This window comes from Sphingomonas sp. G-3-2-10 (assembly GCF_012927115.1).
Classification (GTDB): domain Bacteria; phylum Pseudomonadota; class Alphaproteobacteria; order Sphingomonadales; family Sphingomonadaceae; genus Sphingomonas.
In genome coordinates this window covers 1,062,755-1,082,321 of sequence record NZ_JABBFY010000001.1, presented here as the reverse complement: position 1 = coordinate 1,082,321, position 19,567 = coordinate 1,062,755, and the positions used below count along the sequence as shown (strand labels likewise).

General features: G+C 65.2%; 23 protein-coding genes. 4 read left to right on the top strand and 19 right to left on the bottom strand.

From position 1 onward, the window contains the following. Nucleotides 1-72: 72 nt before the first annotated feature. The 14 genes from fabZ to rpsB form a co-directional block, all read right to left on the bottom strand. Nucleotides 73-552 (bottom strand): 3-hydroxyacyl-ACP dehydratase FabZ, encoded by a 480-nt coding sequence (gene fabZ / locus HHL13_RS05455; protein ID WP_346775481.1) that lies wholly within the window; start codon nucleotides 550-552, stop codon nucleotides 73-75. Nucleotides 553-563: 11 nt separating this feature from the next. Then, complete coding sequence (locus tag HHL13_RS05450; protein ID WP_169554709.1) at nucleotides 564-1,313, bottom strand: OmpH family outer membrane protein; 750 nt, start codon at nucleotides 1,311-1,313, stop codon at nucleotides 564-566. Beyond that, nucleotides 1,313-4,066 (bottom strand): outer membrane protein assembly factor BamA, encoded by a 2,754-nt coding sequence (bamA, locus tag HHL13_RS05445; RefSeq protein WP_240953770.1) that lies wholly within the window; start codon nucleotides 4,064-4,066, stop codon nucleotides 1,313-1,315. Before bamA ends, HHL13_RS05450 begins: the two co-directional genes overlap by 1 nt. A 91-nt stretch (nucleotides 4,067-4,157) precedes the next feature. Then, nucleotides 4,158-5,291 (bottom strand): M50 family metallopeptidase, encoded by a 1,134-nt coding sequence (locus HHL13_RS05440; protein WP_169554707.1) that lies wholly within the window; start codon nucleotides 5,289-5,291, stop codon nucleotides 4,158-4,160. Continuing rightward, the gene (locus tag HHL13_RS05435; RefSeq protein WP_169554706.1) at nucleotides 5,288-6,445 is read right to left on the bottom strand and encodes a 1-deoxy-D-xylulose-5-phosphate reductoisomerase; all 1,158 of its coding nucleotides are present in this window, start codon (nucleotides 6,443-6,445) and stop codon (nucleotides 5,288-5,290) included. The genes HHL13_RS05440 and HHL13_RS05435 overlap by 4 nt, the downstream gene beginning before the upstream one ends. Next, nucleotides 6,442-7,209, bottom strand: a complete 768-nt coding sequence (locus tag HHL13_RS05430) for a phosphatidate cytidylyltransferase (RefSeq protein WP_169554705.1) — start codon at nucleotides 7,207-7,209, stop codon at nucleotides 6,442-6,444. The genes HHL13_RS05435 and HHL13_RS05430 overlap by 4 nt, the downstream gene beginning before the upstream one ends. Further along, nucleotides 7,206-7,937, bottom strand: coding sequence for an isoprenyl transferase (locus HHL13_RS05425; RefSeq protein ID WP_346775480.1), 732 nt, complete (start codon nucleotides 7,935-7,937; stop codon nucleotides 7,206-7,208). Before HHL13_RS05425 ends, HHL13_RS05430 begins: the two co-directional genes overlap by 4 nt. Nucleotides 7,938-7,983: 46 nt before the next feature. Further along, on the bottom strand, nucleotides 7,984-8,541 hold the full coding sequence (gene frr, locus HHL13_RS05420; RefSeq protein ID WP_169554704.1) for a ribosome recycling factor: 558 nt from the start codon (nucleotides 8,539-8,541) through the stop codon (nucleotides 7,984-7,986). 30 nt (nucleotides 8,542-8,571) lie between these two features. Continuing rightward, nucleotides 8,572-9,306 carry a UMP kinase gene (gene pyrH, locus HHL13_RS05415; RefSeq protein ID WP_169554703.1) on the bottom strand — a complete coding sequence of 245 codons (735 nt, stop codon included), beginning with the start codon at nucleotides 9,304-9,306 and terminating at the stop codon, nucleotides 8,572-8,574. Nucleotides 9,307-9,416: 110 nt separating this feature from the next. Beyond that, the gene (locus tag HHL13_RS05410; protein WP_169554702.1) at nucleotides 9,417-9,608 is read right to left on the bottom strand and encodes a hypothetical protein; all 192 of its coding nucleotides are present in this window, start codon (nucleotides 9,606-9,608) and stop codon (nucleotides 9,417-9,419) included. A 13-nt stretch (nucleotides 9,609-9,621) separates the two neighbouring features. Next, entirely contained in the window at nucleotides 9,622-10,215 is a 594-nt protein-coding gene (locus HHL13_RS05405; RefSeq protein ID WP_169554701.1) for a hypothetical protein, read from the bottom strand. Between the two features lie 58 nt (nucleotides 10,216-10,273). Next, complete coding sequence (locus HHL13_RS05400; protein WP_169554700.1) at nucleotides 10,274-10,651, bottom strand: hypothetical protein; 378 nt, start codon at nucleotides 10,649-10,651, stop codon at nucleotides 10,274-10,276. Nucleotides 10,652-10,756: 105 nt separating this feature from the next. After that, the gene (gene tsf, locus HHL13_RS05395) at nucleotides 10,757-11,692 is read right to left on the bottom strand and encodes a translation elongation factor Ts (protein WP_169554699.1); all 936 of its coding nucleotides are present in this window, start codon (nucleotides 11,690-11,692) and stop codon (nucleotides 10,757-10,759) included. A 166-nt stretch (nucleotides 11,693-11,858) separates the two neighbouring features. Beyond that, nucleotides 11,859-12,743, bottom strand: a complete 885-nt coding sequence (gene rpsB, locus HHL13_RS05390) for a 30S ribosomal protein S2 (RefSeq protein ID WP_169554698.1) — start codon at nucleotides 12,741-12,743, stop codon at nucleotides 11,859-11,861. Nucleotides 12,744-13,066: 323 nt separating this feature from the next. Here rpsB and HHL13_RS05385 point away from each other — a divergent pair, with 323 nt between their 5' ends. Next, nucleotides 13,067-13,288, top strand: a complete 222-nt coding sequence (locus HHL13_RS05385) for a hypothetical protein (protein ID WP_169554697.1) — start codon at nucleotides 13,067-13,069, stop codon at nucleotides 13,286-13,288. Here the strand turns inward: HHL13_RS05385 and HHL13_RS05380 are convergent. Further along, complete coding sequence (locus tag HHL13_RS05380) at nucleotides 13,221-14,042, bottom strand: phosphatidylcholine/phosphatidylserine synthase (RefSeq protein WP_169554696.1); 822 nt, start codon at nucleotides 14,040-14,042, stop codon at nucleotides 13,221-13,223. The two genes, HHL13_RS05385 and HHL13_RS05380, sit on opposite strands and share 68 nt — an antisense overlap. Nucleotide 14,043: 1 nt before the next feature. Next, nucleotides 14,044-14,778 (bottom strand): phosphatidylserine decarboxylase, encoded by a 735-nt coding sequence (locus tag HHL13_RS05375; protein ID WP_169554695.1) that lies wholly within the window; start codon nucleotides 14,776-14,778, stop codon nucleotides 14,044-14,046. 46 nt (nucleotides 14,779-14,824) lie between these two features. Between HHL13_RS05375 and aac(6') the strand changes: the two genes are divergently transcribed. The 3 genes from aac(6') to HHL13_RS05360 all read left to right on the top strand — a co-directional run bounded on the left by aac(6') (nucleotide 14,825) and on the right by HHL13_RS05360 (nucleotide 17,025). Further along, entirely contained in the window at nucleotides 14,825-15,256 is a 432-nt protein-coding gene (gene aac(6'), locus HHL13_RS05370) for an aminoglycoside 6'-N-acetyltransferase (protein WP_169554694.1), read from the top strand. A gap of 161 nt (nucleotides 15,257-15,417) precedes the next feature. Beyond that, a complete protein-coding gene (locus HHL13_RS05365) occupies nucleotides 15,418-16,641 on the top strand; it encodes an NADP-dependent isocitrate dehydrogenase (protein ID WP_169554693.1) in 1,224 nt (407 codons plus the stop codon). Nucleotides 16,642-16,710: 69 nt separating this feature from the next. Further along, nucleotides 16,711-17,025, top strand: coding sequence for a hypothetical protein (locus HHL13_RS05360; RefSeq protein WP_169554692.1), 315 nt, complete (start codon nucleotides 16,711-16,713; stop codon nucleotides 17,023-17,025). A gap of 24 nt (nucleotides 17,026-17,049) precedes the next feature. Here HHL13_RS05360 and HHL13_RS05355 read toward each other — a convergent pair whose 3' ends face one another. The 3 genes from HHL13_RS05355 to HHL13_RS05345 form a co-directional block, all read right to left on the bottom strand. After that, nucleotides 17,050-18,513, bottom strand: coding sequence for a PH domain-containing protein (locus HHL13_RS05355; RefSeq protein ID WP_169554691.1), 1,464 nt, complete (start codon nucleotides 18,511-18,513; stop codon nucleotides 17,050-17,052). Next, complete coding sequence (locus HHL13_RS05350; RefSeq protein WP_169554690.1) at nucleotides 18,510-19,001, bottom strand: PH domain-containing protein; 492 nt, start codon at nucleotides 18,999-19,001, stop codon at nucleotides 18,510-18,512. The genes HHL13_RS05355 and HHL13_RS05350 overlap by 4 nt, the downstream gene beginning before the upstream one ends. A 122-nt stretch (nucleotides 19,002-19,123) precedes the next feature. Next, a complete protein-coding gene (locus HHL13_RS05345; RefSeq protein ID WP_169554689.1) occupies nucleotides 19,124-19,558 on the bottom strand; it encodes a hypothetical protein in 435 nt (144 codons plus the stop codon). Nucleotides 19,559-19,567 lie beyond the last annotated feature (9 nt).

The window sequence follows — 19,567 nt, the reverse complement described above, 5'->3', positions numbered from 1 at the left end:
GCGCATCGCGCTTCTCCCGCCCCTCCTCGTCCGTCACCCTGAAACAAGTTCAGCATGACGGAAGGGAAGCGCTTATTTCGGCGGGTCCGCGATCATGGCGGTGAATTCGCACTCGGTCGCCACGTCGTCGCCGAGATACGCCTTGCCGGCGAACTTGCAGACGCGCGAGCGCTTCTGGACGAACTCGACTTCGAGGCGGAGCAGGCAGCCGGGTTCGACCGGCTTGCGGAACTTCACTCCGTCGATACTCATGAAATAGACGAGCTTGCCCGAACCGGCGAGGCCGAGGCTTTCGACCGCGAGCACGCCTGCCGCCTGCGCCAGCGCCTCCACCTGGAGGACGCCGGGCATGATCGGCCTTCCGGGGAAATGTCCCTGGAAGAACTGCTCGTTCATCGTCACCGCCTTGATCGCGACGATCCGCTGATCGACGACCAGCGATTCGACGCGGTCGACCAGCAGCAGCGGGTAACGATGCGGCAGGGCCGCCATGACCCGCTGGATGTCCAGCGGGCCGATGTCGGTCCCTTCCGTCTTTGCTTCTTCGCTCACAGCGGCGTCGCTCAGCGGCCCGGAGGCGGCGTCTGCGGCGCGGGACGCGCGGGCTGGCCGGCGGCCGGGGCCGGAGCGCCTGCGGCCGGACGCGGCTGCTGAGCCTGCTGCGCCTGGGCGCGGCGGGTCTCATACTCGCTGATCTGCTCCAGCGTGTTCACGGTCGCCTGCGACGGATTCCAGTTCGCGGGCGGCTGGCTCGGCACGCTCGGCACGACCTTGTCGAGCTCGGCGGTGATCGCACCGGTCACGTTGACCGATTCCGGAGCGTAGAGGAACGCCGAAGGCTGCAGGATCACGCTGATCTTGCGCGCGTTGATGACGTTGGTCTGCGCGGTACCGTAATTCTCGAGCACCTTTTCGAGGGCATAGAGCTGGGCGCGGATCACCGGAGTGCTCATGCGGACGATATCGGCCTGGGCCTTGTCCTGCGCGGTCTTCACGCGGGCAATGACAGGTGCGGCGGCCGGGGCATTCGCCTCGGCGTCCGAGATTTCCTTGTCCTTGTTGGTGTCGATCTGGTTGTAAAGCGGCTCGAGTTCCTTCTCCAGCGCGGCGCGGCGGGCGTTGATCTGGTCGATCGCTGCCTTGTGCGTGGCCGCGATCTGCGTGCTCGCAGCCGCATAGGCCTTGGAATTGGCGATCGCCACGATCGGGTTGGCGGTGGCGATGCCCTGAACCTGCGCCGCCGCGGGCGCCGCGGTCAGCAGCGCCGCGGGCGCGGCGAGCAGGCTCGCGATGAGGAGCTTCTTGGTGATCATCAGAACTGAGTCCCTACGTTGAAAGTGAAGAGCTTGGGGTCGTCGCCCGGCTGGGTCAGCAGGGCCTTGGAGAGGTCGATACGCAACGGGCCGAACGGCGAGTTCCAGTTCACCCCGATGCCGATCGCGAGACGCGGCCGGGCGGAATCGCCGACGAAACGCTCGAGGAACGGCTGGGTCGGAATATTGTAGATCGCGTTGACCGAGGTGCCGCTGCAGGCGCCGCCGGAGGTTGCGGTATAACCGATCTGGCAGGTCGTGAGCGCACCGGTATTCACCGGATCCGAGGCGCTGACGATATACAGCTGGTTGCCGTTCGCATCCTTGATGAAATTGTCCTTCGGCAGCAGCGAAGGCGAGCCATCGGCGTTGAACATCTTCACGCCGCCAACGGTGCGTTGCTCGAACTGAACAGTCTTGTCCGGTTCGCGGATGCCGAACAGCGCGCCGGCCTGAATGAAGATCGACGGACGCAAGCCCAGTTCGGCCGCGCCGGCGCCCAGCGGAATCTCCAGCTCGGCCTTGGCGAGGTAATAGCCCTTGCCGCCGATCGCATCGTCCACGATCTGGTCGCGGTCGGTCACGAGCAGCTGGTTGCCGGTCACCGCATCGCCGGTGAAGCCGATGCGCTGCACGCGCGGACCGACGCCGCGAATGTCGAAGCCGCGGAACTGCGGTTCGCCCAGATAGAAGCGATCGGTGATGCGCACCGGATCGATGCCCCCGCCGCTGCTCTTTTCGAACGAGTGGATATAGCCGCCTTCGGCCGAGACCGACGCGATGAAGCCGCTGCCGACATGCCAGAACTTCTTGCCGTCGATACGGGCGCGGGCATAGCGCACGTCGCCGCCAAGACCGGCGAAGTCGGCGCCGACCACCAGCCGCTGGCCACGGGTCGGGCGCAGGCGGCTGTTGAGGCTGTCATAGATCAGCGAGATGCCGACCAGCGAGGTGATGCGCGTGCCGATCGCGTCGCAATAATAACGGCCCGCCTTCAGCGGATCGCACTCATTGTCGCCGATCACGCCGTCGCTGTTGAGATCCGAATAGAAGCTCGATTTGTCGAGCGTCACTTCGTCCTGCATCAGCGTGTAGCGGCCCGACAGCGTCCAATACTCGGTCAGCGGCACGCCGGTGACGAGCTGGAGGCCGGTCGAGACCTGGCTGTAGGTCGTGTTGCGGTCCGAACCGATATAGTTGAACGCGTTGTAATCGCGGCGGAAGATCGTGGCGCCCAGCGCGATATTGCGGTCGAACAGGTAAGGCTCGGTGAAGCCCAGCTCAACCGACTTCGAATAGCTCGAATAATCGACCGAGGCCGACAGGGTCTGTCCCTTGCCGCGGAAGTTGCGCTGACGGATCGACGCCTGAAGAATGAAGCGTTCGAGGCTCGAGAAGCCCGCCGACAGGGTGAGTTCGCCGGTCGCGCGCTCTTCGACGTTCGCCGACAGGACGATGCGGTCCGGCGCCGAGCCTTCCTTGCGCTCAATCTCGAACTTGTCCTGGAAGAAGCCGAGCGAGTTGATGCGGTCCTGCGAACGCTTGACCAGGAAGGTGTTGAACGCGTCGCCCTCGGCCACGCGCATTTCGCGGCGGATGACCTTGTCGACCGTCTGGGTGTTCCCCGTGATGTCGATCCGCTCGATATAGGTGCGGTTCGTCTCGGCGATGTGGAAGTTGATCGTCATCGTGAGGTTTTCACGATCGCGCTGGAATTCCGGGCGCACGTCGGCGAAGGCATAGCCGAACAGGCCAGCGGTCTCGCTCAGCGTCTCCACCGAGTCTTCGACGGCCTTCGCGTTATAGAACTGGCCTTCCTTGATCGGCAGATTCTCGGCCATCTTCTTGTCGTCGAAGTCGCGGATCGCGCTGTCGACCGTGATCGGGCCGAATTTGTAGCGCGGTCCTTCCTCGACCACATAGGTGATGATGAAGTCCTTCTTGTCCGGCGTCAGCTCGGCAATGGCCGAGATCACGCGGAAATCGGCATAGCCTTCGGTCAGGTAGAACTGGCGCAGCTTCTGCTGGTCATAGGCCAGGCGATCCTGATCGTAGCTCGTGTTCGAGCTCATGATCGAGGTGATGCGGGCCTGCTTGGTCGCCATCTCGCCGCGCAGCTTGCCGTCGGAGAACACCTCGTTGCCGATGATGTTGATCTGGCGGACCTTTGACTTCGGTCCTTCGCGGATTTCGAAGATCACGTCGACGCGGTTCTGGTCGAGCATCACCATCTTGGGCTCGACATTCGCGGCGAAGCGGCCCTGGCGGCGATACAGTTCGACGATGCGCGCCACGTCGGCGCGGACCGCGGTGCGAGTGAAGATCTGGCGCGGCGCCAGCTTCACTTCCTTGACGATCTTGTCGCTCTTGAGGCGCTTGTTGCCCTCGAAGATCACGCGGTTGATGATCGGGTTCTCGCGGACGCGGATCACGATATCGCCGGTCTCGACGCCCGCGATCTCGACATCGGCCAGCAGATCGGATGCGATCAGGTCCTTGATCGCCTGGTCGATCGTCTCGTTGGTGTAGGTGCCGCCGACGCGCAGCTGGGTGTAGGACAGGATCGTATCGGGCTCGAGACGCTGCGAACCTTCGACGCGCAGCGAGCGGATCGTCTTCTGCGCCTGGGGCGCGACGGCCACCGCTTCGGGCTGCGCCGCCGGCGGCGTCGCAACCTGCGCCATTGCGGGGGTCACAGCGATTCCCGCCGACAGGATCGTACCTGCGAGGAGCTTGGTGGCGCTCACGCCCATATGTTTCGCCTTAATAGCAGTCACCATCCACCCCAGTCGGAATCAATATTCGCCGGTCTGCACGGCGGCGTACCGCCCTGCCCCAAGCACGTCAGCCGATCAACCCGGCCAGATTTCTCCACACGCCGAAAGCGCCCAGATCATTGAGAGTTACGAACACCATCAGCGCGAGAACCGCCATCAGGCCACCGCGATACGCCCACTCCATTACCTGCGGCTCGACCGGCCGCCGCCTGATTGCCTCGATTCCGTACAGCAGCAAATGGCCGCCATCCAGCACCGGGACTGGCAAGAGGTTAATGAATCCCAGATTAATCGAAATGAGCGCGATCAGGAACACGAACTCGTTCAATCCCATCGAGAGACGCTCGCCGGACACCTTCGCGATGCGCAGCGGCCCGCCCAGCTCGTCGATCGAGCGCCGTCCGGTGATGATCTGGCCCAGTCCGTCGATCGTCGTGCGGATGACCCGGCCGGTTTCCCTCATGCCGATCAGCGGCGCTTCGAGCAGGCCCACGGGCTGCATCACGCGCTCGCCCGAGCCGACGCCCAGGAAGCCGATCTTGTACACGTTGCCGAAACGGTCCCGCTCTTCGCGGACGCCGGTGGTGAGATCGGCCGACATCGCCTGCCCGCCACGCTCGAACGAGACCGTCATGGCCTCGTTGGGACGGAACATCGTATATTCCGCCAGTTCGTTGAAGGTGCCGACCTCGCGTCCGCCCAGCGCGGTGACGCGGTCGCCTGCCTGCAGACCGGCGGCGGCGGCGGGGCTTCCGGCCGCGACGCTGGCGATCACCGTCGGCGTCATCGGCTTGCCATAGAGGGTCGCGAACCCGGCCAGCAGCACGATCGCGACGATGAAATTGGCGATGGGGCCGGCTGCGACGATGATCGCGCGCTGCCACAGCGGCTTGGACTGGAACGTCTTCGAGCGTTCCTCGGCCGGTAGCGCCAGCCAGTTCGGATCGGGCTGGCTCGCCGGGTTCATGTCGCCCGCGAAACGGACATAGCCGCCCAGCGGCAGCCAGCCGAACTTCCAGCGCGTGCCCCGCTTGTCGGTGAAACCGGCGATCTCGCGGCCGAAGCCGATCGAGAATTCATCGGCCTTCACGCCGAACCAGCGGCCCGCGAGATAGTGACCCAGCTCATGCAGGAACACGAGCGGACCCAGCACCAGCACGAACGCCAGAACGGTCAGCAGGATGCCGGGATTTTCGATCAAGCGACGCAGTCCTTCACACGCTCGACCGCGTAGCGCCGGGCTTCTGCGTCGATGGCCAGTACGGCGTCGAGCGTGTCCGGAGCGGGCGGGTCATAGCGGCTCAGCGTATCGGCAACGATTGCGGCAATTTCAAGAAAGTTGAGCCCATCCGCGAGGAAGGCCGCCACAGCCACTTCATTGGCTGCATTGAGGATTGCCGGACGCGCGCCGCCGGCCCTCAGCGCCTCGCGGGCAAGGGCCAGACAGGGGAAGCGTTCATAGTCGGGCTCCTCGAAATCGAGCCGGGCAATCCGGGCCAAATCGAGGCGCTCGCACGGAGTTTCCATCCGATCCGGCCAGGCGAGCGCATAGGCGATCGGGATTCGCATGTCGGGCGAGCCCAGCTGGGCCAGCACCGAACCGTCGACATATTCCACCATCGAGTGGATCACCGACTGCGAATGGACGATCACATCGAGCTGTTCGGCCGCCACCGGGAACAGGTGGAACGCCTCGATCAGCTCAAGCCCCTTGTTCATCAGCGTCGCCGAATCGACCGAGATCTTGGCGCCCATCGACCAGTTCGGATGCGCCACGGCCTGCGCGGGCGTGATCGCGCGCATCTCGTCGAGGCTGCGGGTGCGGAACGGGCCGCCGCTCGCGGTCAGGATGATCCGGCGCACGCGCTCGGGTGCAGTGCGGTCGAGGCACTGGAAGACGGCGTTATGCTCCGAATCCACCGGCAGCAGCGTCGTGCCGTGCGCTCGTGCGGCGGCGGTCATCACTGCGCCTGCCGAAACCAGCGATTCCTTGTTGGCCAGCGCCACCGTGCCGCCCGCCTCGAGCGCGGCCATCACCGGCTTCAGCCCTGCGGTCCCGACGATCGCGGCCATAGTCCAGTCGGCGCCCATGCGTGCGGCGTCGCACACCGCATCGGCCCCGCCCCTCGCCTCGATACCGGTGCCGTCCAGCCGCGCCTGCAGCTTTGGCAGGCACGCCGCGTCGGCGACCACCGCCAGCTTCGCATTGGTGCGGATTGCGGCTGCGGCGAGCTTGTCCGCATCGCCATTCGCGGTCAGCGCGACGACTTCGAACCGTTCGGGCTCGCGTTCGATCAGGTCCAGGGTCGAACTGCCGACCGATCCGGTCGCGCCGAGGATGGTGACGCGCTTCATTTGAGCAGCAGCACCAGCAGCGCGGCAGCCGGCGCCACCGCGACCAGCCCGTCGAGCCGGTCGAGCAGCCCGCCATGTCCGGGCAGCAGGTTGCCCGAATCCTTCACGCCTGCGACCCGCTTGAGATGGCTTTCGTAGAGATCGCCGGCTTGCGCGAACATCGCCAGCAATGGCGTCGCGGCGGCAAGGGCGATGGGCAGGCCGAAAAACGCCGCCAGCACGCCGGCGAACACGCCCGCGGCGACGACCCCGCCGATGAACCCGGCCCAGGTCTTGTTCGGGCTGATCGACGGCGCCAGCTTCGGCCCGCCGATCGCGCGTCCGGCGAAATAGGCGCCGCTGTCGCAGGCCCAGACCAGAGCCATCGCCCAGAAGGTCAGCAGGAAGCCGTTCGGCTCGCCGCGCAGCACCATCAGCGCCAGCACCGGCAGCCCGACATACGCCACGCCCCATGCCAGCCGCACGTTGCGGCTCGTCGCGCCGGTGAAGAACAGCGCCGCACCGATCAGGCCCAGCGCGAGAAAGCCCGGCCCTGCCGCCAGTGGCGACATGATCGCCAGCGGTACGGTCAGCGCATATTGCGCGAGCAGCCGTTGCCGGGGTGTCGCGCCGACCAGATTGGCCCATTCGGCCAGCATCAGCAGCCCGCCGATCGCGACCAGCAGCCAGAAGACGAAGCCGCCCAGCCACAGCGCAGCGAAGGCCACGCCGATCAGCAGGACCGCGACGACGAACCGTTTGGGAAGATCGGCGTTCTTGCTCACAGGCCCCCGAAGCGCCGCTGACGCCGTCCGAACTGCCCGATCGCCTCGGCCAGCGTGTCACCGTCGAAATCGGGCCACAGCGTGTCGACGAACAGCAATTCGGCATAGGCCGCCTGCCACAGCAGGAAGTTCGAAAGGCGCTGCTCGCCCGAGGTCCGGATCAGCAGGTCGAGCGGCGGCAGGTCACGTGTTTCCAGCGCATTGTCGATCGCCTTCTCGTCGATCGCCTCGATCGCGATCCGCCCGGCGGCCGCTTCGCTCGCCAGATGGCGCGCGGCGGCAGCGATCTCCGCCTGAGCGCCATAGTTCAGCGCGATCACCAGCGTCGGCCCCGGGCTGGCGGCGGTACGCGCCATCGCCTGATCGATCATCTCGACCAGATCGGGCGAAAGCCGGCGGAACTCGCCGATCACCTTCAGCTTCACGCCTTCGCTGATCAGTTCATCGAGTTCGCTCGCCAGGAAATGGCGGAGCAGGCCCATCAGGTCGCGCACTTCATCTTCCGGACGCCTCCAGTTCTCGGACGAGAAGGCGTAGAGGGTCAGGACTTCGATGCCGAGCTGGCGCGCCGCGCGGCTGACGCGGCGCACCGCTTCCACGCCCTGCCTGTGCCCGGCGATGCGCGGCAGGAACCGCTTCTTCGCCCAGCGCCCGTTGCCGTCCATGATGATGGCGACATGGCGCGGCAATACACCGTCGGCCGGCAGAGGCGCAGCGTTGGCGGCCACGCCTATTCTCCGGCGCGAACGCGGAGATCAGGGCGGCGCGCGTCCGTCATTTGCCCATGATTTCCTTTTCCTTGGCAGCCGCTGCTGCGTCGATATCGGCGATCGTCGCGTCGGTCAGCTTCTGGACTTCGGTCTCGTGGCGCTTGCGCTCGTCCTCGCCGAAGACGCCCTTCTTTTCGTCGGTCTTCAGATTGTCGTTGCCGTCGCGGCGCACATTGCGCACCGCGATGCGCGCGCCCTCGGCATATTTGCCGGCCAGCTTGGCGAGTTCCTTGCGGCGTTCCTCGGTCAGATCGGGGATCGGCAGGCGCAGGGTCTGGCCGTCGGTAATCGGGTTGAGGCCAAGACCTGCCGAACGGATCGCCTTTTCGACCGGACCGACATTGGACTTGTCCCACACCTGAACCGAGATCATGCGCGGCTCGGGCACAGAAACGGTCGCGACCTGGTTGATCGGCATATGCGCACCATAGACTTCGACCGTCACCGGATCGAGCAATGCGGTCGATGCACGGCCAGTGCGCAGGCCCTGCAAATCATGCTTCAGCGCCTCGACAGCGCCGGCCATGCGGCGTTCGAGATCGGCTTTATCGTAAGCGGCCATTTCGGGCTCTCCTTATCAAGGCACGGGGCCTTATGCGTATGCTTCTTGTTCGTTGCGGACGATCGTGGAGGTGCCCTCGCCGCGCAACACTGCGGCGAGATTGCCTTCCTCGCGGATGTTGAACACCACGATCGGGATATTGGAGTCGCGGCACAGCGCCACGGCGGCGGCGTCCATCACCTTCAGATTGTCGGCAAGGACGCGGTTGTAATCGAGCGTCTCGTAACGCTGCGCGCTCGAAACCTTCTTGGGATCGGCGTCGTACACGCCATCGACCGAGGTTCCCTTGAACAGCGCGTCGCACTTCATCTCGGCAGCGCGCAGGGCTGCGCCGCTGTCGGTGGTGAAGAACGGGCTGCCGACCCCCGCGGCGAAGATCACCACGCGGCCCTTTTCCAGATGACGCTCGGCGCGGCGCTGGATGAAGGGCTCGCAGATCTTGTCCATCTGCACGGCGGACTGGACGCGGGTGTGCACGCCCAGCTTCTCCAGCGTGCTTTGCATCGCCAGCGCGTTCATCACCGTGGCGAGCATGCCCATATAGTCGCCGGTGGTGCGCTCGATCCCCTGGGCCGCACCCGCGACGCCGCGGAAGATGTTGCCGCCGCCGACGACCAGGCAGACTTCATGCCCGGCCTCGCGCGCAGCCTTCACTTCCAGCGCGACGCGCTCGCAGGTCGCCGGATCGATGCCAAACTGCCCCTGCCCCATCAGGACCTCGCCCGAGAGTTTCAACAGGATGCGTTTGAAGCGTGGCAGAGTCATGGGTTCCGGACATGTAGTGGGAGGCGGCGCGGACCTTAGATGCGCGCCGCCGGGAAGCCAAGCGGAGAAGCCGTGCAGATCGCGTGGAATTTCGGCGGCGCCGGTCCGGTTCAGCCCAGTGGCGTCTCGCCAATGTCCAATTGCCCCAGCGGATTTGCCGCGAGCATGTCGGCGACTTGCTCATAGACCGCAGCATTGTCGTTCATCTGGTCGGCAAGCGCGGGGTTCTGCGCACCGACATTGCGGAAAAAGGTCGCGGCGTCGTGAAGCAGCTTCGCGCCCAGCTCGGCATAGGTGGCCATTTCCCGTCTCTCCTCAGGGCCAGGGGAATTCGCGCAGGAAGGTCTGGCTGTTCTGCGAGGCCTGGGTGCAGAACGGGTCCTCGGCCATCGTTTCGGCGCCCAGCACCAGATCATTGCCCCTGGCATAGCCGAACTGGGTCAGCCGGAAACGGCCCCGTGCATTGGCTGCGACTCCGCCTGCGTGGAAGACCTCGATCAGATGATCGGGCGTGCCCACCCGCCGCGTGCCGAAGGCCGGCCGCGCATCCGGCCCCCATTGCGCCGCCAACGCATTGACGGCTTCCTTCGACTGAGCGCCCAGGCCGGGAAAATAGCGGATCTGGAACACCTGCATGCAGCGTTCGTGGAGCGGCCCGCCGGCGTCCATCTCGTAATAGAATTCGACGCCATTGGGTGCGACCCCGCATCCCGCGAGCATTGCCTTGCCCACAGTCGAAGGCGCAGTGACCCCGCTGCGTTTGTCGCGATATTTCCGTCCGCCGCCCGTCATCGGCAGGATGTCGAACTGTTCGGCGGTGCAGCTCTTGTCCCGCTCTGCGGCATGGGTCGCGGGATCGCTGGGCGGGGCGAGCATCGCGAGGGCGGCCAGGATGAGCATGGTCGGCATGGCGCAGGCTTAGGCGCAGCGGGAGCCTTCGCCAAGGGTATCGAGCCTGCCCGTGCGTTCAGGTGTCGCGGACGCGGGCCGACACAACCCGGCCATCCTTCCATTGCACCTCGATTACCCAGATATCCATGACGCTCGGGCACAAATGCCAGTGGCTGTACGACGGGTCGTTATACCGGTCTTCGGGCGACCCTAGCAATTGTACCACTTCTTCCCGCGTCTTGCCGGCAAGGCCGATCCGGTACTGAAGGTCGACGATCATGCCGCAGCGGGTTTTGTCATATGTGCTCGCGGCCTTCCATTGTGCGGCATTGAACGGGCGCGGAAAGGTCTCGGAGTATGCGCCGCCGAGCGCCCATCCAAAGGCCAACGCGATCATCCCCGCGAGGACCGCGAAAAACAGGGCGATGCGCGCTTTGCCCGGGCGATATGCCATGCCGCGCACCTCATCATGATTGAAGGAAGGCCGCAACCAGCCCCCGAACGAAAACGGGCGCGGCCACCGGAGTGACCACGCCCGCAATCTGCCTCGTGAAAAGGCTTACTTGGTGAGACCGGCGGTCGCAGCCACTTCGGCGGCGAAGTCGCTCTCTTCCTTCTCGATGCCTTCGCCGAGCTGGAAGCGGACATAGTCCTTCAGCACGATCGGAGCGCCGGCATCCTTGCCAGCCTTCTCGATCACGTCGGCTACCGGGGTCTTGCCGTCCATCACGAACAGCTGCGACAGGAGAGCGTTCTCCTTCTTGAACTTCTCGATAGGGCCGTTGAGGATCTTCTCGGCCACTTCGGGGCTCTTGCCGACGATCTTGTCCGCGTTCTTCTCACGCAGGATCGCAGCTTCGCGCTCGACGACTTCGGGGTCGAGGTCGGCGATGGTCAGCGCCAGCGGGAAGGCAGCGGCGATGTGCATCGCGATCTGCTTGCCCAGCGGCTCGAGCACGTCGACGCCGGCGTCCGATTCCAGCGCGACCAGCACGCCGATCTTGCCGAGACCCGGAGCCGCGGCGTTGTGGACGTACGGGATCACCGCGCCGTTGGCGACCGAAACGGCCTTGGCGCGACGGAACACCTGGTTCTCGCCGATCGTGGCGATGTTCGCGATCAGGACTTCCTCGACGGTGCCGCCGGCAGCCATCGGAGCAGCCTTCAGCGCCTCGACATCGTCACCCTTTTCGAGCGCGATGCCGGTCACTTCGCGGACGAAGCCCTGGAAGATTTCGTTCTTCGCGACGAAGTCGGTCTGCGAGTTGACTTCGATCGCAACGCCCTTGGTGCCGGCGACGGCAACGCCGACCAGACCTTCGGCCGCGGTGCGGCTCGACTTCTTCGCGGCGGCGGCCAGGCCCTTCGAGCGCAGCCAGTCGCTGGCGGCTTCGATGTCGCCTGCGGTTTCGGTCAGCGCCTTCTTGCAATCCATCATGCCGGCGCCCGAGCGCTCGCGCAGTTCCTTGACGGCGGATGCGGTGATCTCTGCCATTTTCCAGTTCCTTATCGGTTGGGCCGCGGCTCTTTCGCGGCACTCAAAAAAATTCCGTTCGCCCTGAGCCTGTCGAAGGGCCGTTCTTCTCTCTTTGTTACGAGAGAAAGACGGTGCTTCGACAAGCTCAGCACGAACGGGTGAGAAGACTTGTCGAAGCGACGGCTTACGCGTCGAGCTGGCGCTCGCCTTCGGCGGCCGCTTCCGGCTCGGTCGTGGCGGCGGGAGCTTCGAACTCCTCGGCGGTCACGACCGGAGCGTCGGCCGCAGGGGCCTCGGCTGCACCGGCGTCGACCGGAGCGCTCAGCGCTTCCTCGACCGGCGGGGCGTCCATCGCACCGATGTCGGCGCCACGGCGAGCCTGCTGCTCGTGACCACCACGGGTCGCGGCGATCGCAATGGCTTCGCAGTAGAGGCGGATGGCGCGCGATGCGTCGTCATTCGCCGGAACCGGGAATGCGATGCCGTCGGGCGAAACGTTCGAATCGAGGATCGCGACGACGGGGATGCCGAGCGTGTTGGCTTCCTTGATCGCCAGCTCTTCCTTGTTCGCGTCGATCACGAACATGATGTCGGGAACGCCGCCCATGTCGCGGATGCCGCCGAGCGAAAGCTCCAGCTTGTCCTTCTCGCGGGTCAGGTTCAGCACTTCCTTCTTGGTGAGGCCGTGCGTGTCGCCCGAAAGCTGCTCTTCAAGGGTCTTGAGACGCTTGATCGAGCCCGAGATGGTCTTCCAGTTGGTGAGCATGCCGCCCAGCCAGCGATGGTTGACGAAGTGCTGGCCCGAACGGCGGGCTGCTTCGGCGATCGGTTCCTGCGCCTGGCGCTTGGTGCCGACGAACAGGACCTTGCCGCCGGCGGCGACGGTCGAGTTCACGAATTCGAGAGCGCGCGCGAAGAGCGGAACGGTCTGCGACAGGTCGATGATGTGGACGCCGTTACGGTCGCCGAAGATGTAAGGCTTCATCTTCGGGTTCCAGCGGTGCGTCTGGTGACCGAAATGTGCGCCCGACTCGAGCAGCTGCTGCATGGAGACGACAGGTGCCGCCATAGGATAATTCCTTCCGGTTGATCCTCTGGGAAGCGAGTGACCGTGGTATCACGGCACCGGGTTATGATGCTTCCCATGTGGGGTTGAGGGCGCGCCGTTACAGGCAAGCCGCGGCGATTGCAAGCCGATTGGTGCGGATCGTGGATGCCATCGGATCGCCTTTTGGAACCCGGCGAGTCGCGATCCGTTCTCCTGTGCAACCATATGGTTAGCGGAAAATGGAACAAAAAGCGATCGAACGCTTGACGCGCTGAACATTAATGGAACATAAAGGGTTCATGAGGCGGACGCGGCAAGGCGCCCCTCGGGACGGAGACGATAAGATGGTCGCAATTCTGGGAACGCTCTTCTTCGCCGCGGTGCTGGGCATTGCGATCTGGTCGATCGTCGAGACGGCGCGCCCGCGCATCGGCCGTATCCTGTTCCTGCTCGAATATGGCCCGGTGGCCGGCGCGCCGCTGCCGCCCGCGCCGCGCGTTACGGTTCGAGGCCGCTCGGTTCCGTTGCGGATGCAGGTCCCTGCCCGGCTTCGCGCAGCCGCCTGATCCGGCGATAGGCCCGCACGCTGAACGGGATCGTCGCCAGATAGAGCAGCACGATCCCCGTCAGCGACTGCCACGGCGCGGAGACCACCGCCGCCGCCAGCACCACCAGCACCGCGATCGCCTCGAACCGGATCCGCTGGCGCAGTTTCAGCGACGCGCCCGACCAGGTGGCGATGCTCGAAATCATCAGGATCGCCGCGAATGCGGTCCACGGCCCCACCAGCCAGGGCGAACGGAACTGCTCGAGTCCCGTCGAGAGCCACAGGTAGAGCGGCATCATCACGATCGCCGCGCCCGCCGGCGCCGGAACGCCGGTGAGGAAGCCCGCCGATTTGTGCGGCTGCACGGTCTGGTCGATCTGCGCGTTGAACCGCGCCAGCCGCAGCGCGCAGAACAGTGCATAGACAAGGGCAAGCAACCAGCCGAGCCGCGACACGTCGTGCAGCGACCACATGAACAGGATCAGCGCTGGCGCCACGCCGAACGAGATCGCATCGGACAGGCTGTCCAACTCCGCGCCGAACCGGCTCTCGCCACGGACCAGCCGGGCGATCCGCCCGTCGATCCCGTCGAGCACGCCCGCGATCAGCACCATCATCACCGCGATTTCCCACTTCTCGTCCATCGCGAAGCGGATGCTGCTCAGGCCCGAGCAGAGCGCGAGTGCCGTAACCGCATTGGGCAGGATGGTGCGAAGCGGGATGCCGCGCTGAGGCCGGGGCGCGCGAGGCGCGCGGATGCGCGGCGGTTTCATCTTACTGGCTGACGCCCGTCGCGTCCTGACCACCCTTGCGCGCCAGCACGGTTTCGCCGGCGACGGCGCGCTGGCCCAGCGCGACGTTCACGCCATAGCCTTCGGGTACGAACACGTCGACGCGGCTGCCGAAGCGGATCAGGCCGACACGCTGACCGGCCACGACCATGTCGCCCGCCTTGGTGAACGACATGATCCGCCGCGCGATCAGTCCCGCGATCTGCGTGAAGCCGACGCGAACGCCGTTCGCATCCTCCACCACGAAATATTGCCGCTCATTCTCTTCGCTCGCCTTGTCGAGGTCGGCGTTGAGGAACTTGCCGGAGACATAGATGACGTGACGGATCGTCCCGGTGATCGGGGTACGGTTGATGTGCACGTCGAACACCGACATGAACACCGACACACGCACCATCGGCGCATCGCCCAGCGCGTTCGGGCCGGCCAGCTCACGCGGCAGGTTCACGCGCTCGATCATCGTGATCAGCCCGTCGGCGGGCGACACGATCAGCCCCTCGCCCTGCGGCGTCACTCGCACCGGATCGCGGAAGAAGGCGGCGACGAACAGCGTCACGCCGATCAGCGGCCAGGTCAGCACATCCCACACCCACAGGCTGGCGAGCGCGATCACCGCGGCGATGGCGACGAACTTGCGCCCCTCGGGGTGCACTTCGGGGAAACGCCACTTCACGCTCGGCGTGTCGGGCGACTGTTTCGGAGGGATCGAGGCTGCCATGCCGAAGCTCCTAGCCGTGTCGCCCGCGCTTTCCTAGACTTGCCAGATGGATATCCGCCCCGCCACCTCCGCCGATCTTGCAGCCTGGGTCGCGATGCGCATCGCGCTCTGGCCCGATGAGGAGGGTTTGCGCGAAGGCGCCGAAGCAATGCTCGCGGATTTCGGCATGCTCGCGCTGATCGCCCGGATCGACGGCGAACCCGTCGCTTTCGCCGAAGCGGCGCTGCGCCGCGATTACGTCAATGGCTGCGAAACCTCGCCGGTCGCCTTTCTCGAAGGCATCTGGGTCGCTCCCCGATATCGCCGCTCCGGCGTCGCGCAGGCGCTGGTCGAGGCCACCGCCGGCTGGGGCCGTGCAAAAGGCTGCACCGAATTCGCGTCGGACATTCTCGCCGACAATCACGAAAGCCATGCCTTCCACACCGCCATCGGTTTCGAGGAGACCGAGCGGGTGATCTATTTCCGGCGGGAGTTGTAGGCCCTTCTTCTTCGTCACTCCTGAACAAGTCCGGAGTAACGGGCATAGAATCGGGTCGCGCTAATCGCTCGCATGAGCAAAACCCTTGCGCTCTCCCTTGATCCCCTCCCCCCATCCTCCTAGGGACACCGCCAAACCTCCCTCAGCAGGAAAGCGAGCATATGGCGAAGATCAAGGTGGTGACGCCCGTCGTGGAGATCGACGGCGACGAGATGACCCGCATCATCTGGCAGTGGATCCGCGAGCGTCTGATCCTCCCCTATCTCGATATCGACCTGAAATATTACGATCTCTCGGTCGAGAAGCGCGACGAGACCAACGATCAGATCACGATCGATTCGGCCAAGGCGATCCAGCAATATGGCGTCGGCGTGAAGTGCGCCACGATCACCCCGGACGAGCAGCGCGTCGAGGAATTCAACCTCAAGGAAATGTGGAAGTCGCCCAACGGCACGATCCGCAACATCCTGGGCGGCGTCGTGTTCCGCGAGCCCATCGTGATCTCGAACGTGCCGCGCCTGATCCCGGGCTGGACCAAGCCGATCGTCGTCGGCCGCCACGCATTCGGCGACCAGTATCGCGCGACCGATTTCAAGGTCCCCGGTGCAGGCAAGCTGCGCATGATCTGGGAAGGCGCGAATGGCGAGAAGATCGAGAAGGAAGTGTTCGATTTCCCCGCCGCCGGCGTGGCGATGGGCATGTACAATCTCGACGATTCGATCCGCGATTTCGCCCGCGCATCGTTCAACTACGGCCTGAACCTGAAGTGGCCGGTCTATCTCTCGACCAAGAACACCATCCTCAAGGCCTATGACGGCCGCTTCAAGGATCTGTTCCAGGAAGTGTTCGACACCGAAGGCTTCGCCGAAAAGTTCAAGGAAGCCGGCATCGTCTATGAGCACCGCCTGATCGACGACATGGTCGCTTCGGCGCTCAAATGGTCGGGCGAATTCGTCTGGGCCTGCAAGAACTATGACGGCGACGTCCAGTCGGATCAGGTCGCGCAGGGCTTCGGCTCGCTGGGCCTGATGACCTCGGTCCTGCTCTCGCCGGACGGCAAGACCGTCGAGGCGGAAGCTGCGCACGGCACCGTCACGCGCCACTATCGCCAGCACCAGCAGGGCAAGGCGACCTCGACCAACCCGATCGCGTCGATCTTCGCCTGGACCGGCGGCCTCAAGTTCCGCGGCAAGTTCGACAACACGCCGGACGTGGTGAAGTTCGCCGAGACTCTCGAGCGCGTCTGCATCGAGACCGTCGAGGCCGGCCACATGACCAAGGACCTCGCGCTGCTAATCGGGCCGGATCAGGCCTGGATGACCACCGAGCAGTTCTTCGAGCAGATCCGCGTGAATCTCGAAAAGGAAATGGCCAACTGGGCCTGATCTGAATTCCCGCCGCGGCGCCTCACGGGCGTCGCGGCGGATTTCTCCGACTATTTCGAGGCGACCAATATGCCTCCCTTCGATCATCGCTTCTGGCTCTATGCCACCGCTGGCCTGCTGGCTGCACAAGTCCTGCTCTTTTGGTTGAGCATCGACTCGCTGATGATCATATCCATTTTCTGCACTGCTTCCGGGTCGAGGCTGCCCGACGCTCTTAGCTACGTGCATCTCGCCTATATCGGCCTGTTCGTCTTCGGCATCGTTTCACTGGCATGGCGGCGAGGCCGGGCCATCTATGCGGGGCTCATCTGCCTCGCGCTTCTGGCATTGCCGGTTCAGGTCTATCTGATCCGGAACGGCCAACTCCAATGCGACGGCCCATGACGATGGAGAATTGGCCTTAAAGGCTCACCCCGCCGCCCGCGTCCCCAATTCCCGCGCCAGTTCGATCGCATCGCCGGTCAGAACATCCTCGATATCCGGCCGTGCGCGACCCTTGGCACCTGCGGTATCGACTTCCACCGAAGCGATGCCCAGCAGCCGCTGGACGATACCCTGGCGGATCGTCACCACCTGCACGCTGTCATAGGGCACCACCCATTCTCGCCGCCGCAGCACGCCGCGCATCACCTGCAGGCTGGCGTCGCGCATCGCATAGCGGTGAAACCGGCGCAGCAGCAGCGAGACACCGACGATGAACGGCACCGCGATCAGCCCCAGCCACGCCCAGCGGGTGAAGAAGGCGCCGGCCACGATTACCGCGATGATGAACGGCATTGCCTTTTCGAGGAAAGATCGCACGACATGGCCAGCCGCGACGGGCTTCAGGCCCGGTTCCTCGAAGCGCGGCAGCCCTGCCGCATCGACGATCGCGTCGATCTCTCCCGCTCTGGCGAACGGCGCCATTTCCTGTCGCCCACCCGCGTCGTTGCTGCCGCCCAGCGACTGGAACTGGAGTGAAGCGAAGCCCAGCGCGCCGGTGATCGGCCGCCGCTCGACCAGCGCGAGCTGCACCCGGCGGATTGCGATCGCCACTTCGCTGCGCGTCAGCAGCCCCCGGACGCGGCGGAACCGCCCTTCGCCATGCGTCAGCCGGAAACCGAACTCGCGCAGCACGGTGCCGACCAGTCCGCTGACGAAGCCCAGCACCAGCAGCAGCCCAATCACGCCGAGCACGAGCAGGATCCCGAACCGCGCGCTGGCTTCGTGACCCGCGACGTTGAGCCAGTCGAACACCATGTCCCGGTCGATCGGCAGGAAATCGTCAAGAAACTGCGCCGCGCCGAACAGCGCCGCCATCCACAACAGCGAAAAATTGAACGCGCCGAACAGCAGGATCCGTCCGAACGACATCGCGAAAATCGTGCCTTCGGCGGGTGCCGCCACCGGCTCGACCGCACCGTCGGTCGCGGCGGCCACTCGCACACCGCCGCCGCGCAGCGTCGCGCGCAGCCGCTTGGCCTCGGCGAGCCCGACGCAATCCAGCGACCCTTCGTCCGCCGCGCCGCCGCCGGTCTCGATCTTCACCGTCACCACGCGCAGCAGCCGGGCCAGCAGCTTCTGCTCGATCGACACGTCCTGGATGCGCTCCAGCGGGATCGCACGGCGGCTGCGGCTCAGCAGCCCCTGTTCGATCACCAGCGCGTCGCCGTCGATCCGGTAGGTGAAGTTGCGCCACTTTAGCAGCGCGATCAGCGCCGAGACGCACAGCACGCCGGCCAGTGCGACCGCCATCCAGCCGAGATCGCGCATCCCGACGACGACGGCGGGGATCGCCACCGCGAATTGCGGGAGGCCCTTGATCCAGCCGATGAACAGCGAGGCGGGATGCAGCCGCCTCGGCTCGTCGAGATAATGAAGGTCCTCGCTCACGCGTCCACGCTGCCGATCTCGCCGCGGATCGCGTCGCGGATATCCTCGGCGGTGTCGCGCGTCACGCCGGGCAGGCTCACTACGCTGTTCTCGGTTCCCGCAGTGTGCAGCGACAGGGTCGAGACGCCGAACATCCGTTCCAGCACGCCCTGGCTCACATCGATATGCTGGACGCGCGAGACCGGCACGATCGTGTGCATATGGACCAGCCACCCGCTCGCCACATGCAACTCGCGCCCGGTGAACGCATAGCCCCAGCGCCGCCACTTCCGCCCCGCACTCAGCAGCAGATACAGGCCGAACAATGCGATCACCGCTGCCGGCGCCCAGAGCGGTACGCCATATTTGGCGAACAGCCGTGGAAGCGCGACGAACGGCACGATCGCCGCAGGCGCCATCAATATCCCGGCGAACACCAGCGAGCGAAGACGCATGACATGGAGCTGCCCGAGTTCGAGCGGCTGGAGCGGGATGACGGGAAGTGGCATGTCGCGACTATGCCGCGCCCGAAGTGTTTCTCAAGCGAAACCGGACGGCTGGCAGCCTGCGCGGCATGTTCCGCGCCGAGGCCCAAGTCGATTATTATGGCGGCGTGCCGGGGCAGTTCGGATCAGATCCGGACCAGCGCCATGTCCATATTCTCCAGATCGACCAGTTCGCCCGCCGCGGAGAGCCCCATCATGTGCAGCGAATAGCGGCCGCCCGCGACCTGGCTAACCACCGCGATATTGTGGGTGGTTTCCAGCCCAGCTTCGGGACCGATGAAGCGCACCGCGATCACCTGTTCCTCCCTCGCGCCTTCGCGGATCGATGACGGGCCGATCACCAAAGCGGTTTCCGCGCTTTCGCCGGGGCTGCCCCACAGCCCGGTCAGCGCATCCGGGATCACGCGCGCATCCGGATTGGCGATGTCCTCCCCGAAGGGCCGCTCCGCCTCGATTTCCGCCGCCGCCGGCGCGGGCGCATCAGCGCCCGGCGTCTTTCGCCGCAACAGGATCCAGCCGATGAGCGCCAGCGCAGCCGCCGCCAGAACGAGATATGCCATCGAAATCCC